At 61.9% G+C, this 16,002-nt stretch carries 12 protein-coding genes and 1 pseudogene; 2 read left to right on the top strand and 11 right to left on the bottom strand.

Annotated elements, in window-relative coordinates:
- Nucleotides 1–692: 692 nt before the first annotated feature.
- Together L1Z78_RS27960 and tssA are read right to left on the bottom strand one after the other, a co-directional pair.
- Nucleotides 693–929, bottom strand: a pseudogene (locus L1Z78_RS27960) (FHA domain-containing protein); the annotation flags it as partial.
- 91 nt (nt 930–1,020) lie between these two features.
- On the bottom strand, nt 1,021–2,046 hold the full coding sequence (tssA, locus tag L1Z78_RS15115; protein WP_267967015.1) for a type VI secretion system protein TssA: 1,026 nt from the start codon (nt 2,044–2,046) through the stop codon (nt 1,021–1,023).
- A gap of 277 nt (nt 2,047–2,323) precedes the next feature.
- Here tssA and tssH point away from each other — a divergent pair, with 277 nt between their 5' ends.
- Complete coding sequence (gene tssH, locus L1Z78_RS15110; protein ID WP_234637223.1) at nt 2,324–5,116, top strand: type VI secretion system ATPase TssH; 2,793 nt, start codon at nt 2,324–2,326, stop codon at nt 5,114–5,116.
- 90 nt (nt 5,117–5,206) lie between these two features.
- Here the strand turns inward: tssH and L1Z78_RS15105 are convergent, their stop codons facing one another.
- The 9 genes from L1Z78_RS15105 to tssB form a co-directional block, all read right to left on the bottom strand.
- On the bottom strand, nt 5,207–5,578 hold the full coding sequence (locus L1Z78_RS15105) for a hypothetical protein (protein WP_234637222.1): 372 nt from the start codon (nt 5,576–5,578) through the stop codon (nt 5,207–5,209).
- A gap of 8 nt (nt 5,579–5,586) precedes the next feature.
- Nucleotides 5,587–6,156, bottom strand: a complete 570-nt coding sequence (locus tag L1Z78_RS15100) for a glycoside hydrolase family 104 protein (RefSeq protein ID WP_234637221.1) — start codon at nt 6,154–6,156, stop codon at nt 5,587–5,589.
- A 204-nt stretch (nt 6,157–6,360) separates the two neighbouring features.
- Complete coding sequence (tssG, locus tag L1Z78_RS15095) at nt 6,361–7,479, bottom strand: type VI secretion system baseplate subunit TssG (protein WP_234637220.1); 1,119 nt, start codon at nt 7,477–7,479, stop codon at nt 6,361–6,363.
- Between the two features lie 4 nt (nt 7,480–7,483).
- On the bottom strand, nt 7,484–9,352 hold the full coding sequence (gene tssF / locus L1Z78_RS15090) for a type VI secretion system baseplate subunit TssF (protein WP_234637219.1): 1,869 nt from the start codon (nt 9,350–9,352) through the stop codon (nt 7,484–7,486).
- Entirely contained in the window at nt 9,352–9,888 is a 537-nt protein-coding gene (gene tssE, locus L1Z78_RS15085) for a type VI secretion system baseplate subunit TssE (RefSeq protein WP_234637218.1), read from the bottom strand. Before tssE ends, tssF begins: the two co-directional genes overlap by 1 nt.
- Nucleotides 9,885–10,667: a type VI secretion system accessory protein TagJ gene (locus tag L1Z78_RS15080; protein ID WP_234637217.1), complete on the bottom strand. Its 783-nt coding sequence runs from the start codon at nt 10,665–10,667 to the stop codon at nt 9,885–9,887. The genes tssE and L1Z78_RS15080 overlap by 4 nt, the downstream gene beginning before the upstream one ends.
- A 74-nt stretch (nt 10,668–10,741) precedes the next feature.
- Nucleotides 10,742–11,281, bottom strand: a complete 540-nt coding sequence (locus tag L1Z78_RS15075; protein WP_234637216.1) for an Hcp family type VI secretion system effector — start codon at nt 11,279–11,281, stop codon at nt 10,742–10,744.
- 57 nt (nt 11,282–11,338) lie between these two features.
- The gene (gene tssC / locus L1Z78_RS15070; protein ID WP_234637215.1) at nt 11,339–12,838 is read right to left on the bottom strand and encodes a type VI secretion system contractile sheath large subunit; all 1,500 of its coding nucleotides are present in this window, start codon (nt 12,836–12,838) and stop codon (nt 11,339–11,341) included.
- Between the two features lie 37 nt (nt 12,839–12,875).
- The gene (gene tssB / locus L1Z78_RS15065; protein ID WP_234642182.1) at nt 12,876–13,424 is read right to left on the bottom strand and encodes a type VI secretion system contractile sheath small subunit; all 549 of its coding nucleotides are present in this window, start codon (nt 13,422–13,424) and stop codon (nt 12,876–12,878) included.
- Between the two features lie 315 nt (nt 13,425–13,739).
- Here tssB and L1Z78_RS15060 point away from each other — a divergent pair, with 315 nt between their 5' ends.
- Nucleotides 13,740–15,998: a type VI secretion system Vgr family protein gene (locus L1Z78_RS15060; RefSeq protein ID WP_234637214.1), complete on the top strand. Its 2,259-nt coding sequence runs from the start codon at nt 13,740–13,742 to the stop codon at nt 15,996–15,998.
- The last annotated feature ends 4 nt before the right edge of the window (nt 15,999–16,002 follow it).

The raw sequence follows: 16,002 nt of genomic DNA, 5'->3' as shown, positions 1-16,002 counted from the left end.
ATGGCCAGGGGGTCGAGTCCCCTGTTGATTTTCAGGACGGAATCATGCGCGCTGGCGTCGAGCGGATTCCGGGTCATCGGCTCAATGGATGTGCCGGATGGGGAAAAGATGGAGTCCACCGATCCTTGGGGAAACATCTCTCCGACAGTGCCAGTGCCTGACAGTCCGTGCAGGGGGTCGGCCGCATTGCGGCTGGACAGGCTCGCCATCGCCATGGGGTCGAAGTCGTCGGGAATGGCCGCCTGCGATTGCCAGCGCTGTTCCTGGCCAGGCGCCTGCGCTATCTGCTGTGTGATGGATGTGGACAGGATATCTGCAAAAGGATCCCCGCCCAGTGCTGGAGGGGCGACGGCCTGCGCCTGTACAGGCGGGGAGATGCCGGGATTGGCAAAAGGATCGGCAAGTTGGGGTGAGGGGTCCGGGGCGCCATGGCGGGATGGCTCTCCCGCGAAAGCCGGCGGGATTTCCACGGAGGCACTCAGCAGGTCGTCAAAGGGACCGGGGGGCTGGGCTGTATCCGGCCTGATGGAAAGCTTGTCCTGCGCAGCGGAAGAAAGTGTGGGAGGGGGCGTGGCCAAAGCTGCCCCGGCAGATTGTGTACTCCCCCGTGGATCGGCCGGAGGGGACTTTGCCAGGGTGTTGCTCTGGAGTACCGTGATGATGTAGTTGCCGGCGCGCCATTCGTCTCCATGCCGTATGGGTGAATTCTCTCCCGGCTTGAGCTCAATGCCATTGACATAAATGGGGTTGGAAGAGCTGGCATTGTTCAGGATGAAATGGCTTTCTTCAAAGAAGACCTGTGCCTGTATTCTGGATATTCGGCGATGTGGATCGGGAAGAACCATCTGGCAGTTGACATCCCGGCCAATGGATCCGCCGGCGGTACCGAATGTGGTGCTGATCTTGTCTACGGCACCTGCGGCAGACATCGCGCTGGCTATGAGTTGCAGTTGCATGAATGATCCTGGGCCCTGTGCAATTGGCAAATGTCCTTGTCTGGCGATGGATGGCGGAGGGGCCTCAATTTCCATCCTCTTCAGAGGCTTCTGCACCAGTGATGAACATGGCCTGATTCAACCCATCGGGGGCAAGATGCTTGATGATATCCATGAAGTTCATCTCCATGAGCTTGATGGCGCGCCGGATCAGCAGTGGAGCCGGATTGGTGGGCTCGCTGTTCTCGATATATTGGCAGGCCAGTTCGAGGCAGTGGATGGCATCCTTGCGGGACGCCAGGCCCAGGGGGATGCCGGTGGATGCCAGGCCTGCTTGGGGCACGGTCTCCACTGCCTGGGAGCCGGAGGGAACTGGCGAGGCGCCAGCCGCCACGTCCTGCCGTCCCTCGAACAACATTGCCAAGCGTTGCAAGGGGCGCTTGAGCATGCCGTAGTCCGGCTGGAATTCGGAGCCGAGGTGGTGCTGGCAAAGCACCAGCATCGCATCCAGTTGTTCAACAATCAACCGTGGAAGTCGCAGTGCAACAGAGTTGTTTGATTCTGAAATGTCATCGACAATTTGTTTCAATTGCAGTCGATTGACGTTGATTCCGTTGATCTCCGTCGCACCCGTGTCCCACAGCCTGTCCAGATCCTTGACGCTGAACACGCCCAGATGTGAGGTGAGCGCGGCGCTTTGCCGCATGTCGGCGCCCAGGCCATCGATTGCGCCGAACTCGCTCAGTGCATTGAAGCGCATCTGGGGGTCGTCCTCGCCGTCGATGGTCAGCTGCGGGTGCACGCTGTCCCAGAATTGATCCAGCACGGTATGGGCCGACCTCAATCCATAAAGCGTTCCCTGCAGGCCGTGCAGATGCGTGAGTGCCCGGGTCAGCAGCACCAGGACGCGCAGGTCCTTGGTCTGGGTCGATAGCGTGGTGGCCAGGGTCAGTACCTGCTGCCAGTCCGGTCCTTTGCCTGCAATCACGGTATCACCGTATTGCTGCTCCGGCGTGGCGATGGCGGCGGTCTCCAGCTCGGCGAAGATGGATTCGTATTCCATGTCTGCCCCGGACGGGGCGTCTGGCGAGATGGGGGTCGACCAGCTCACACCAACATCAAACTCATCCACTGCGTGCTCCCTTTGCGTGTCATATCCGTGTCTGCATGCGCAGGCTATCGTCTATGATAGTGCAAGCTTGCGCATGTCTGTAGTCAAAATGCAAACGCATTTTCACGGGGCGGCGTCTGAAATCAGATCTTTGATGCTATTGATCAGAGTTATCTGCCTTGTTTTTATGTTCGTGATGGGTCAGGGGGTGCGGATCGGCTCTCGACGGTTTCGAGAGTCGGACTGCTTTCAATAGATGTCAGCCTGTGAGGTATCAATGTCTGAGATAAGTAGAAATAATCTGTTCGGGAAAATGAACGCACAGCTGTTTCGCGCGGCGGAAGCGGCAACGGTCACATGCAAGCTGAGAGGGAATCCGTATGTGGAGCTGGTCCACTGGCTGCATCAGATAATCCAGGATCAGGATTCGGATTTTCGCCATATCTTCAGGCACCATGACCTGAGCCTGTCTGCCATTGAAAAGGACATCACGGCCGAGTTGGAGCGCCTGCCCAGGGGGGCGACTGCCATTGTCGATTTTTCCGAGCATATAGATCTGGCCATAGAGCGGGCCTGGATCTATGCCAGCTTGCTGTATGGTGACAATGTCATTCGTGGCGGTTATCTGCTGGTGGGCATTCTGAAGACTGCGAACCTGAGGCCGGTATTGCTGCGCATGTCGCAGGAGTTTCGCAAACTGCAGCCCGACCTGGTGGCGGATGGGCTGGCGGCAGTCATCAAGGCCTCTCCGGAAGAGAAGCTGGGGGCCAGCGACGGCTCGGCGCTCACGGCGGGAGCGCAACCTGGCGAGGCCAGCATGGCGCGGGCCGCGGAGTCTGGCGTCAAGGGCAGCGCGCTCAAGAAGTTCGCCGTGGATCTCACGGACAGGGCCCGGCAGGGGTTGCTGGATCGCGTGACCGGGCGGGACGACGAGATTCGCCAGATCATCGATATCTTGCTGCGGCGACGCCAGAACAATCCCCTGCTCACCGGGGAAGCCGGGGTGGGCAAGACGGCCGTCGTGGAAGGTTTCGCCGCCCGGGTCGTCTCCAACGACGTGCCCCCGGCATTGCGGGACATCACCGTGTACACGCTGGACGTCGGCCTGTTGCAGGCCGGGGCCAGCATGAAGGGGGAATTCGAGCAGCGGCTGCGCCAGGTCATCGACGAGGTCCAGGCCAGCCCGGGCAAGATCGTGCTCTTCGTGGATGAGATCCACACCCTGATAGGTGCCGGCGGCGCTGCCGGGACGGGGGACGCCGCCAACCTGCTCAAGCCGGCGCTGGCGCGCGGCAATCTGAGGACCATCGGCGCCACGACCTGGGCCGAGTACAAGAAATACATCGAGAAGGATCCTGCACTGACGCGGCGCTTCCAGGCGATACAGATCGACGAGCCCACGGAGGACAAGGCCATCGCCATGCTGCGCGGCGTGACCGATCAGATGGAGGCGCACCACAAGGTGCTGGTGCTGGACCAGGCCATCGATGCCGCCGTGCGGCTGTCGCACCGCTATATTCCGGCGCGGCAGCTGCCCGACAAGGCGGTGAGCCTGCTGGATACCGCCTGCGCCCGGGTGTCGCTGACGCAGCATGCCACGCCTGTGAGCGTGGAAGCCATTCAGCGGGAGATCTCGTTGCTGGAGATCGAGCGCTCCATCCTGCTGCGCGAGGAGTCGATCGGCATGGGGCATGCCGAGCGCGTGCAGCAGATAGACGAGCGGCTGCAATCCCTGGAGGCCGCACTGGTGCGCAGCCGCGAGCGCTGGGAGCAGGAGCACGCACTGGTGCAGCGCATGTTCGACCTGCGGCGCCAGCTCAACCCCCGGGCTGCCCTGGGCTCGCTGTCGGCCTTGCCGGTCGACGCAGCGCAGCAAGGCGATGGACCGGCCGCAGCAGGCACGGTGTCGGCGCCGCCCTTGCCGCAGCAGGCGGTCCTGGCCGATGGCGGCGCGACCGAGGTCCCGCTTTCCGACGAGCAGCGCCAGCAACTGATGGCAGAGCTGGAGCAAGTGCAGGCACAGCTGGGCCAATTGCAGGGGGAGCAGCCGCTGGTATTGCCCGCTGTGGACGAACAGGCGGTGGCGACCGTGGTGTCGGAATGGACCGGCATCCCCGTGGGCCGCATGGTCAAGAACGAGATCGCCGCCGTGCTGTCGTTGGCCGATACGCTGGGCAGGCGCGTGGTCGGGCAGGGCCACAGCCTGGACATCATCGCGCAGCGCATCCAGATCTCGCGCGCGCGGGTGGAGGATGCTTCCAAGCCCATCGGCGTCTTCATGCTGGTGGGCCCCAGCGGCGTAGGCAAGACAGAGACGGCGCTGGCGCTGGCCGAGTCGCTGTATGGGGGGGAGCAAAATCTCATCACCATCAACATGAGCGAGTTCCAGGAGGCGCACACGGTGTCCACCCTCAAGGGCGCGCCGCCCGGCTATGTGGGCTATGGCGAAGGTGGGGTGCTGACCGAGGCGGTGCGCCGCAAACCCTATAGCGTGGTGCTGCTCGATGAGGTGGAGAAGGCGCATTCGGACGTGCACGAAATCTTCTTCCAGGTCTTCGACAAGGGCTTCATGGAGGATGGGGAAGGGCGCCACATCGACTTCAAGAACACGGTGATCATCTTGACCTCCAACGTGGGCACGGACCTGATCATGAACATGTGCAACGATCCGGACCTCATTCCGGATGCGGGTGCGCTGGCGAGCGCCATGCGAGAGCCTTTGCTGAAGGTCTTCCCAGCCGCCTTTCTGGGCCGGCTGACCGTGGTTCCGTATTTCCCGCTGGCACCCGAGATGCTGTCCAGGATCATCGACCTGAAGCTGCGCCTCATCCAGCGGCGCATGCAGGAGAACCACCAGATCGATTTCTCCTGGGATCAGGCGGCCATCGATGCCGTGATGTCGCGCGCCACCGATATCGAATCGGGCGGTCGCATGATCGATGCCATCCTGTCCAGCCATGTTCTCTCGGGCATCAGCCGGCAGGTGCTGCAAAGCACGATGGAGGGCCGTGCGCTGGCCTCGGTCGGCCTTTCGGCCAGCGGCAAGGACCTCCAGCTCGAGTTCCAGTGAAGCATCTGCGTGTTTCGGCGTGCCTGTGCGCGCCCTCGGGGCCGAAGAGCGCATCGAGCGATGCGCGGCCCGCAAGCCTGTTGCGCGGGCTCAGTGTTCAGGGCGGCAGTGGTAGGTCCACCTGAGCACGGTCATGTCCGGCAGTTCCTCTCCGCGGGTCGTCACCTGCAGGCATGCCTTCTTCTTGCGGTACTTGAAGGTGCACAGTGCCTGGTCGATCGCGCAGAACTCCACTTCGGTGATGCCCTGGTCGATGAGCAGCCGTTCCACGCCGATGGGCTCGCTGTCACGCGATTCCCTGGCGGGGTCGGGAACCCACCGGGACAGGATGATCTGCTGGCGCACTTCCGTGAAAGGCATGCCTTGCTTGATCCGCAGTGGCTTGGCGTCGGACGCCACGGGTCCCAGCAACAGGCACAGCCCCAGCAGGGCAGCCTGAACGATGTTGGTTCTGCTCATCATGCGGGAGGCTAGTTCTTGATGCTTCCACCGGCCGACTTGTACAGCTTGATGAATTCCTCATAGCTGATGTGCGGCTGTCCGGATACCCGATTGCCCTGCTTGGGGCCTTGCGGCAGGGCGTTCCATCGCTGGGCGGCCTTTTTCAGGGCCGCATCGATGTTGCCTGCGACGATGGAGTTCAATGCGCCGATGGTGCGCAGGATCTCCACGGCGAGCAGGTCCTGGGTCTGGGCGCTGAAATCCGTCAGTCCCATGCGACCGCCCATTTCCTTCCAGGTGGCCTTGTTGATCTGGTACATCCCGGCTGCCGTGGTCTTGCCGTCATAGCCTGCACCCGGATGTGTGGAGTAGTCGGTGATCCGCCACTTGTCGTTTTTCTTGCCCTTGACGCCTCCATACTTGAGGTCGTAGTCACCGCCCTCGGCCTGGGAGATGGCGGAGAGAAAGGCCTTGACGTTGGCGTGGGCCAGTGAGTCCTGGTTTTCCTCCTTGCGGGTCTGCTCCTTGCTCTTGGTGGGCGGGTCACCCTCCAGGCTCGAAGACTCTTCGCCGATGAAGCTGGGGACGGGGGAGGGCATGAGGCAGCGCGTTCCCGGGTCTATCGGTCTGCTGCTGGTGCCGCACAGAGGGCCGGGCTTGATGAACTGGGGCATAGGGCTTACTCCATTACAGGTGCCCGGTCCTGCGGTGGATCGGGCCGTGGATCGGTACATGGGCGTGGGAGTGGGCCACGGGGCCTGCGGTCCCGAGATTGCTGTCCCGCACCGTTCTTTCGCAATGCATCATGGGGCAGGCCTCCCGTCTGCCATGGTGGACGGGCCGCTGGTCGAAGGATGGGGCAGGGGAAAGCGCCTGGCATCCTTTTCCGGATTCAGGCGTAGCTCATTGGCGGGCGTGCGGCTGGGGCGCCGGCCCAGCCAGGAGGTCCAGCCCAGTTGTTGGGACGCTCCCAGCCGGGCCTGCGGGACCTCGTCGGCATGCAGCAGCAGATCGACATCCCAATCCCTCTCCAGGCCGATGTAGGAACGTACCCAATCGCGCAACTGTCGGTTGCTGCCGTTGGGGGGCAGGAAGGATTCGAACTGCCGAAGCCGCATGGGACCCAGGGTCAGCCGGAACTTGGACTGGACATCCTGCACGCGGCTGCCTGCGATGGCTCCCCCGCCCAACTGGTTTTTCACATGCATGCCGGACAGCGTGGTCTGCTCGCCAGGAGCGATCGGAACCCAGGTCGGCACGAATTCCGTGATCCGTGCCGTCGTGCGGAAAAAATGGCCGAGTATCTGTTCCAGCCCTTCGGGGTTGCGGGTCAGCCTGACCAGATGCCCTGCCGCGTAGAGCCTGGCGCTGTCCGGCACGGTATCGCGCTCCCAGCTGCCTTCGAAGCCCATGCCCACCAGCGCGCCGGCGTAGAAGCTGAACTTGTCCAGCCCCGGCCGGTCCAGTTGCACGGTGGCCTGCGCGTCGGCCCAGGCGCGGTAGAACAGGCTGATGAGCCGGTGGTGGAACATGTCCACGAAATCCGCGGGAGCGCTGTCCCCGTGGTTGTGCAGACGCTCGCGCACATACTCCGTCAGATGGATGGGAAGCGCGCCGTTGGGGCCGAAGACGCCCAGGCTCAGTATCTTGATCCGGGGCACTTTCCCTGCGGGGTCCACGCTGTAGATGGTGGACGGGGCGAAGATGGTCGACGGGTGCTGCCCCAGGCGCACGGCATCCTCCCGCGGCGTCTGGGAGTAGCCCAGCCTGGCGGAGGCGGGTCTGGAGGCATCCACATGGCGCAAAAGCGCGAACAGGTCCAGCTTTTCCGGAGCGGCCTCGGCCTGTTCAAGCCATGCGTACCGGGCGGCGGGCGTGCCGTCCGGCCTGTCGTGCCCAGTTGAAGAAACGGAGGGTTCCATGGTGTCAGGCGATGGGGCGCATTCCCATGCGTGCCGGCCAGGTGGCGAATTCGCCGTGCTGTATCGTGCTCATCTTCAGCCGGCTGGCGGTATTGATGCCCACATGGCGTGCGAGAAAGTGCTCCAGCACGGAGCCGAACAGCCAGGGGCTGGATCCCGCAAACCGGGTTTCATCCACTGCAACCTCCATGTCCACGCCTCTGCCGAACACGATGGGTCCCTTGCGCGGGATCCGTACATGCATGGGCGTCAGCGACATGGTGGCCACGGCATCGGCCTGCTGGGCCACGTCACGCTGGCTCAACTGGGCATACAGGTGAAGCAGCTCCCTGAGGACCTTGGCACCCTCGGCGGGAGAGACATCCGTCAATGTGTGGAAGTTCAGTTGCAGGTGGCTCAAGAGCCGCCATGTGGCTTTCTGCTCCGCGATGGCCGGGGCAGGCCGGGTCAGCGGGCTGATGAGTTCGATGCGCTCCGTGGGGGCCGAGACGGTCATCTGCAGGTTGCGTTCCCCAGTGGCGGTGATCAACAGCGGCAGATCGCGGTTGGTGCACAGCATGTCGGGGGCGACACGGTCCAGCGTGTTGGCATAGGGCGCGTCGTTGCGGTCCACCAGTTGAACGAAGACCTCGCTGCCTATGTATCCTGTGCGGGGCCCGCTGCGCCTGGCCACTTCGGACAGCTTGCGGGGTTCCCTGCGCATGGAAAAATAGGCTTGCGAGCCGCCTTCCTCCCCCGCACCCAGGGTCTCGTACAGCGGGCGAAAGCGCTGCTCGTCGGTGTTGTTGGAGGAAAAGCCCTGGATGCTGGAGATGGAGAAGATCTCGTAGTCCAGCGGCCTCGTGCGATCGCCGAGCAGATGGTGTTCATAGTGGCCCAGGGAAATGTCCATCCGGTCCCCGCGCTTGGGAAACAGGTTGACGATGGGGGTGCTGAAGAGCGCGAAGTCGTTTTCCGTGACCACTTTTTCCAGCTCGCTGGCCTCCCGGTCGAAGTGCAGGATGATCTCTAGACGGTTCGAGGCCACCTCCTGCAGCAGCTTGCCCAGCCCGCTGATGCAGAAGAACCGGTAGCGGTCGGGGCATGCGAAATATTCCTGGAGCAGCCGATATCCCCCGAACGATTTCTCTCCGTAGGGGATGATGGACTCATTGTCATCAAAGCCCATGCCGCTCACATGATCTGGAGCAATCCAGGCTTGCTGTGGCCGTCCGTTGCGGGTCCATCGCAGCGTCCCTCCCACCAGGCGTCCCGCGATCAGCTCCAGCAGTAACAGTGCGCGGGCAGAGGGGCCGGCGATGTAGACGGGCAACCGGTCGAAGCCGATTTTCCGGACCTCTTCGGTGCCGGGGCTCTCCAGTACCAGATGCAGGCTGCTGCCCGGCTTCTTGTGCCCGGGCGGTACGCGCACATCCACGGCATGGCCTTGTACCCAGGCCTGTGTCAGCGCGAGCGGCAGCAGTTCGACGTCATGCGCGGTGCGGAACTGGCAGGGCGTCGTCTGTCCCGGCGAAATGGGCGCAGTCAGCACGGTGTGGCGCGGGATGAGGAAGGGGCTGGTCAGTCCGTTCGCGGTCCGGTTGGGCTGGAATCTGGCAATCCCCATCGCCGGAGTAGGGGCCAGATAGTGGGGGTAGACCAGCTCCAGAAGGCGCTGGGAAAAGCGCGGGAACTCCGCGTCCATCTTGAGCTGTATGCGCCCTGCGATGAAGGCGAAACCTTCCAGCAGTCGCTCCACATACGGGTCGGCCACATCCAGCCCGTGCATGCCCAGCCTGCCTGCGATCTTGGGGTGCTGCTGGGCGAATTCCTGGCCGAGCTCCCGGATGTAGGCAAGCTCCCGGTTGTAGTAATCCAGTAGCTTCGGGTCCATCAGCGGTCTCCCAATTGATCAAGCAGCGCTGCCGCGCCCGTCTCCAGGTCGATGCTGGATTTCAGAAGCATTTCTATCGGATAGGGGTTGGCCCATATCTGGCCGCGGATCTCGAACACCACCAGGTTGTGCGAGGCCTCGCCGTCTGTGGATGTGACGGCGCGCACCTGGAGACTTCCTGGAATGATCCTGGGCTCGAACAGCCGGATGGAGTTCTTGATCTCCGCCTCCAGATCCGCCATCTGCACGTCCGAGGCCCGTTTGCCGGAAAAGCCCGGCAGGCCGAAATTGAGGGTGGATGCCTTGGCTTCGGGGAAGTCCGCGAACTGGCCGCCAGGCTCCGCATTGGTGGCGTTGAGAAGCCAGGACAGATCCCTCAGGATGATCTCCCGCAACTGGCGCCGCGTCACTGCCAGCTCTGCTGGCGTGTCATGGGAGCGCTCCGGTGCATGGTCGGTCAGGCGGTCGAGCAAGGTGGGCAGCAGCCGGTCCGCACTGCCATGCAGTGGAAGCAGGTCGTCCGTTGCGTGGCTCATGGCAGGGCACGCGAGTCCAGCCGGATGTGGCGTGCGTCGAGGAGGGAGGCCTCGTCCGTATCGGTCGCGAGAATCTTGACGCCACTGCCCTGCCAGTCGTCTTTACCGAGTGCGCTCCACCGGGTCAACCGTGACTGGAGCAGGGCGTCTTCGGCATTCGCCTGCAGCAACGGATAGCGCGCCGGCAGCAGCACCGGATGCAAGCCTTCGTTCACGAGCTTCAGGTGGGCGGGCACCCACACCAGGTCGCGCAGGTCCACAGGTGCGTCCAGCTTGATCTCCGAGATCGTTTCGAAGGGGACCCAGTAGTAGTCTCCGTTGACGAACACCTCCAGGACGGGGCCGATGCGCGAATCCGCGTCTGTGATCCATTCGAAGGGGGTCTCATCGATACGGCCGGGGGTCGGCGCGGCGGCATCCAGCGCCCATGCCCTGAGCTCCGCTGCCCGCTCTTGTTCGCCCTTGCCATCCGCCTGCAGTGCATCCACCAGATAGCTGATCCATTGGAGCGGCTGGCCCAGGATATTGGGTGAGCGCGTGCCGCGAAAGACATCCTCCCGAAGCAGCTCCGCACGCAAGGCCAGGCGGTAGGCGTGTGCCAGCATCTTGTGGGCATCGTCGAGCTGTGCGGCCACTTGCAACTGGGCCAGCGCCTTCTGCCAATACCCCGCCTGCGCGTACAGCTGGAACAGGTGCACGCGCAGCTTGTCGTCGCTGGGCTTCTGGCGTATCGAGTCCTGGACTTGCGCGATGGTGGAGGCAATCGTGGAGGAAGGCATGGAGGGTCGGATGCTGGAAGTGAACAAAAAGAGGGGCGAACGCCCCTCTGTACATGCTTTGCCGAAGCGGCTTGTCAGATCTTCTGATTGCGCTTGACGTCGTAACCGGCCACCACGGTGCCGCCCATGCTGCCCTTGGCGGTCTGGGACTTGCCTTCGACGGTGATCTTGGCGAAGTTGAAGCCGCAATCGAACATGGGTTCGGTCGACTCGGCGCCGGACAGGTTCAGCGACGAGATGATCACGTCTTCCATCTTGATCTTCAGGAACTCCTGCTGCTCGCCACCGGCCTTGCAGGCGGAGATTTCGACCTTGCCGATGTGTTCACCGGTCGCGCACTTCTGCATCAGCGTGGCGAAGCACTTGTCGAACTTGCCGCGGACCGTGATGTCCTGCCATTGCGCCTTGCCGGAGCCGCCGCCACCACCGTAGGCGAATGCGCCGGCATTGGCCACACCACCCGCGATGGATTCCACATGGATCCAACCCTTGTGCTTGGCATCTTCGGCTTCGCCCTCGACGCCGTCGATCTTGCAATAGATATCGACGATACCGCCGACACGCTGCTCGGGCGCTATGTTGGCGACAGGGGTATTCAAACGGTTCACTGCCATAGGTTCTCTCCCTTCACTAAGAAAATAGAAATTGCTTGCTCAATGCCAGATAGGCATTCACTGGGTTGCGGTTTGCTTGACCGACGGCAACTTGGACACAAGTCGCAAGGAAACCGTCAAACCTTCCAACTGGTAATGAGGACGCAGGAAGAATTTTGCCGAGTAATACCCTGGATTCTCTTCGATCTCCTCAACCACGACTTCTGCGGCTGCCAGGGGCTTCATGGCCTTGATGCCCTCTGAGGAATTGGCGGGGTCGCCATCCACATAGTTCATGATCCAGTTATTCAACCAGCGCTCCACATCGTCGCGCTCCTTGAATGAGCCTATTTTATCGCGAACAATGCATTTAAGATAGTGCGCAAAACGGCAGCATGCGAACAGATAGGGTAGTCGTGCAGAAAGATTTGCATTTGCCGTTGCATCCGGGTCGTAATACTCGGCAGGCTTTTGCAGCGATTGCGCACCAATGAATGCGGCCACATCGCTGTTCTTTCGGTAGACCAGGGGCATCAGGCCATTCTTGGCCAGTTCGGCCTCGCGCCGATCACTGATGGCGATTTCAGTGGGGCACTTGATGTCCACGCCGCCATCGTCGCTTGGGAAGATGTGCACTGGCAGGTCTTCCACGATGCCGCCGGACTCGACGCCGCGTATGGAGGTGCACCAGCCGTAGTACTTGAACGACCGGTTGATGTTGGTCGCCATCGCATAGGCGGAATTGGACCAGCAGAAGTGGCTGTGGCTGGCGCCTGCCGTATCTTCCTCGAAATCGAAGCCGTCCACCGGGTTGTCCTTGGTGCTATAGGGCAGGCGCGCCAGAAATCGCGGCATCGTCAGTCCCAGATAGCGCGAGTCATCGGAATCGCGCAGCGCGCGCCACTTGATGTATTCGGTATTGCCGAAGATCTTGGTCAGGTCGCGGGGATTGGCAAGCTCCTGCCAGGACTCCATCTGCATCAGGCTGGAGTCGGCGCCGGCGATGAACGGGCAATGTGCGGATGCCGCGACCTTGGACATTTCCGTCAGCAGCGCCACGTCCTGCGGGTTGTGGTTGAAGTGGTAGTCGCCCACGAGGCAGCCGAAAGGCTCGCCACCGAACTGGCCATATTCCGCCTCGTAGACTTTCTTGAAGATGGGGCTCTGGTCCCACAGGATGCCCTTGTGGCGTTGCAGGGTACGGCCCAGATCCTTCTTGCTGATGTTGAAGATCTGGATCTTCAGCATCTCGTCGGTCTCGGTGTTATTCACCAGGTAGTGCAGGCCCCGCCATGTGCCTTCCAGCTTCTGGAATTCCTCGTGGTGGATGATCAGGTTGATCTGCTCCGAGAGCTTCCTGTCGATCTCGGCAATCATCGCCTCGACGGTGCGGTAGGCGTCGCCGGAGATGACGTTGGTGTTGGAGAGTGCCTGTTCCGCCAGCGTGCGAACCGCAGACACCACGGCCTCCTGGGCCTGGTCCGTCTTGGGCTTGAACTCCTTGTTCAGGAGGGCGGCGAAATCGCCGTGCTCCAGCGTGACGGTCTGGCTTGCACCCTGAGCTGCTGTTGTGGCCATTGTTTACTCTTGTTGGTCTATCGGTTGCAGAAGCCGTTTACTGCTGTTCGTCAGCAGGCTGAGCGCCATCCTTTTGCGCGTTGGGCGTGGAAGTCAGGGCCTTCATCAGGGCAGGATCGGCCAATACCTTGCCAATCAGGTCTTCGGCGCCCGATTTGCCATCCATGTATGACAGCAGGTTGGCAAGCTGCGTGCGGGCCTCGAGCAGCTTGTTCAGCGAGTCCACCTTCTTCGCAACGGCATCGGGCGAGAAGTCGTCCATGCTGTCGAAGGTGATGTCGATGGCCATGCTGCCTTCACCAGTCAGCGTATTGGGCACCTGGAACGACACACGCGGCTTGATGGCTTTCATGCGCGCGTCAAAGTTGTCAACGTCGATTTCCAGGAATTTGCGGTCACCGATTTCAGGTAAAGGTTCGGCGGGCTTGCCGGACAGGTCGGCCATGACGCCCATCACGAACGGCAACTGGATCTTCTTTTCAGAGCCATAGACTTCCACGTCGTATTCAATCTGGACGCGAGGTGCTCTATTGCGGGCGATGAACTTCTGGCCGCTCTTCCCTCTTGCAGCCAGGCGCTGCTTCATGTTCATGCTGGTGGTCATATTCCGTCCAATGAAATGCTGTGTTCCACTGCGAAGTGGTCAAATGGAGTCGAGTTGCAATTTGTGTATCTTTGTGCAACAGATTTCTGAATGATCCCCGGGCTCCTCTCAAGCCCTCGGCAATCCACGGCGTGTAATCTACATCAATTTGCCAGGCCGCAGCATGTCAAGACTGCACATGGCTGTTGGGAATGCTGATGATCATCAGGTCTTGGGCTACTATCTTCGCCGCCTGCCTGGATGGCCGATTGCGCCAAGGTTACAACAGAACAGTTGAATTGTGAGGAGAGCCGTGCAATGAATCGCACCTTCGTCGCGCACAGTCCATTGGGGGAGCAGCTGGAATTCCGTTCCCTGTCCGGGGAGGAGCAGATCTCCCGCCTCTTCGAATTCCGCGTGAGCCTGATCAGCGAAAGCCCCTCCATCTCCGCCAAGGCCCTGCTGGGCAAGGACATGAGCGTGGAGGTGGACCTCACCACGGAATCAGGCGGAGGTGGAAAGCGTTTTCTCTCTGGACAAATCACGCAGTTCACGTATACGGGTCGCGATGGAGACTTCTATAGCTACGAAGCCCTGCTGCGCCCCTGGCTATGGCATGCCACGCGCCGATCGGACTTCAAGATCTTCCAGTTCAAGAAGGTACCGGACATCATCCAGGAAGTGCTGGCGCCCTATGGCTTTTCCATCGACAACAAGCTCACCGGCCATTACCGTGAGTGGGTCTACATGGTCCAGTACGGCGAGTCGGACTTCAACTTCGTCTCGCGCCTCATGGAGCAAGAGGGAATTTTCTTCTTCTTCTCCCACAGCCAGGGCAGCCACACCCTGGTGCTGGCCGACGACATCGGCTCGCTGAGCCCGCTGCCCAACGGACCTGCCACCATCCCCTACTACTCGGGCGACCGCGCGGCCCACGTGAAGGACGAGGACCACATCGATGGCTGGACCTTCGCCGAGGACATCGCCTCGGGCCACTTCGAGGCCGACGACTACGACTTCGAACGCCCCAAGGCCGACCTGACCACGCGCCACCGCCAGCCTGCGGGCCACACCGAGGACAGCCGCGAGATCTTCGACTGGCCCGGCGGCTACACCCAGCAGGGCGATGGCGAGAACTATGCCCGCGTGCGCATCGAGCAGCAGAAGGCGCAGCGCGAGATGGCGCAGGGCGAGGGCAACGCGCGCAACATCGCGCCGGGCTACCTGTTCACGCTCAGCAAGTACCCGCGCCAGGACCAGAACAAGCCCTACCTGATCGAGTCGGCCACCTACCGCTTCGAGGAGAACGTGCGCCGCAGCGACGGCGCGGGCGGCAGCGGCCGCTCCAAGCGCGCGGGCACGGACAGCCCCACCACCTACCGCATCAGCTTCGCCACCGTGCCCAAGAGCGTGGCCTACCGCAGCCAGCGCAGCACGCCCAAGCCCCACACCACGGGCCCGCAGACGGCGGTGGTCACGGGCCCCGCGGGCGAGGAGATCTACACCGACAAGTACGGCCGCGTGAAGGTGCAGTTCCATTGGGACCGCTACGGCAAGATGGACGAGAACTCCAGCTGCTGGATCCGCGTCAGCCAGACCTGGGCGGGGGCGGGCTACGGCAGCATGCACATCCCGCGCATAGGGCAGGAGGTCATCGTCGACTTCCTCAACGGCGACCCGGACCATCCCATCATCACGGGCCGCGTCTACAACGCCTTGCAGATACCGCCCTGGGATCTGCCGGCCAACAAGACGCAGTCGGGCATCAAGACGCATTCCAGCAAGGGCGGCGTGCCGGGCGACGGCATGAAGAACAGCCCGGGCACGGCCAATGTCCTGCGCTTCGAGGACAAGGCCGGTGCGGAGCAGCTGTGGCTGCATGCGCAGAAAGATCAGCTCACCGAGGTCGAGAACAACGAGGAAAAGTGGGTCGGTAACGATAGGCGCAAGGTCATAGACCGGGACGAATTCAACACCATCCACCGCGACAGGACGGAGGTGGTGGACCGCAACGAGAAGATCAACGTGCATGGCTGGCGCACGGAGGAAGTCGACCTGGACGAGACCATCACCATCCACAAGAACCGCAAGGAGCGGGTGGACCTGAACGAGAAGATCTCCATCGGCATCAACCGTACCGAGGACGTCGGCAACAACGAGAAGATCAAGATCGGCGTCAACCAGAACATCAAGGTCGGCTCCAACAAGCAGGAGACCATCGGCCTGACGAGCCTGAAGAACGTGGGCATTGCCCAGATGACCAATATCGGTGCTGCCTACAACCTGAACGTGGGCGCGGTGTGGATGAGCAATGTCGGCTTCATGCACACGCACAACGTGGGGGTCAAGTACTCCACGACGGTGGGCAGCAGCTACTCGCTCGACTCCGGCAAGACCATCAGCACCAGTGCCGGCAAGACCATGACGCACCAGGCGGGCGAGGAAATCAGCCTGGTGTGCGGGGCCTCTTCGATCACCTTGAAGAAGGACGGCACCATCATGATCCGCGGAGACAAGGTCAAGATCATCGGCTCCACCATCGTGGATGTGGACGGCGAAATCATCGACATGAACTGATTGC

The organism is Delftia tsuruhatensis (genome assembly GCF_903815225.1).
In the GTDB taxonomy this organism is placed as follows: domain Bacteria; phylum Pseudomonadota; class Gammaproteobacteria; order Burkholderiales; family Burkholderiaceae_C; genus Comamonas; species Comamonas tsuruhatensis_A.
Note: the sequence above shows the minus strand (reverse complement) of the source record. Positions and strands in the feature narration are given on the sequence as shown.

Excerpts from the sequence above, each read along its gene's own strand:
- tssH (WP_234637223.1), top strand. The coding sequence starts at position 2,324 with ATGTCTGAGATAAGTAGAAATAATCTGTTCGGGAAAATGAACGCACAG.
- L1Z78_RS15105 (WP_234637222.1), bottom strand. The coding sequence starts at position 5,578 with ATGATGAGCAGAACCAACATCGTTCAGGCTGCCCTGCTGGGGCTGTGC.
- L1Z78_RS15100 (WP_234637221.1), bottom strand. The coding sequence starts at position 6,156 with ATGCCCTCCCCCGTCCCCAGCTTCATCGGCGAAGAGTCTTCGAGCCTG.
- tssG (WP_234637220.1), bottom strand. The coding sequence starts at position 7,479 with ATGGAACCCTCCGTTTCTTCAACTGGGCACGACAGGCCGGACGGCACG.
- tssF (WP_234637219.1), bottom strand. The coding sequence starts at position 9,352 with ATGGACCCGAAGCTACTGGATTACTACAACCGGGAGCTTGCCTACATC.
- tssE (WP_234637218.1), bottom strand. The coding sequence starts at position 9,888 with ATGAGCCACGCAACGGACGACCTGCTTCCACTGCATGGCAGTGCGGAC.
- L1Z78_RS15080 (WP_234637217.1), bottom strand. The coding sequence starts at position 10,667 with ATGCCTTCCTCCACGATTGCCTCCACCATCGCGCAAGTCCAGGACTCG.
- L1Z78_RS15075 (WP_234637216.1), bottom strand. The coding sequence starts at position 11,281 with ATGGCAGTGAACCGTTTGAATACCCCTGTCGCCAACATAGCGCCCGAG.
- tssC (WP_234637215.1), bottom strand. The coding sequence starts at position 12,838 with ATGGCCACAACAGCAGCTCAGGGTGCAAGCCAGACCGTCACGCTGGAG.
- tssB (WP_234642182.1), bottom strand. The coding sequence starts at position 13,424 with ATGAAGCAGCGCCTGGCTGCAAGAGGGAAGAGCGGCCAGAAGTTCATC.
- L1Z78_RS15060 (WP_234637214.1), top strand. The coding sequence starts at position 13,740 with ATGAATCGCACCTTCGTCGCGCACAGTCCATTGGGGGAGCAGCTGGAA.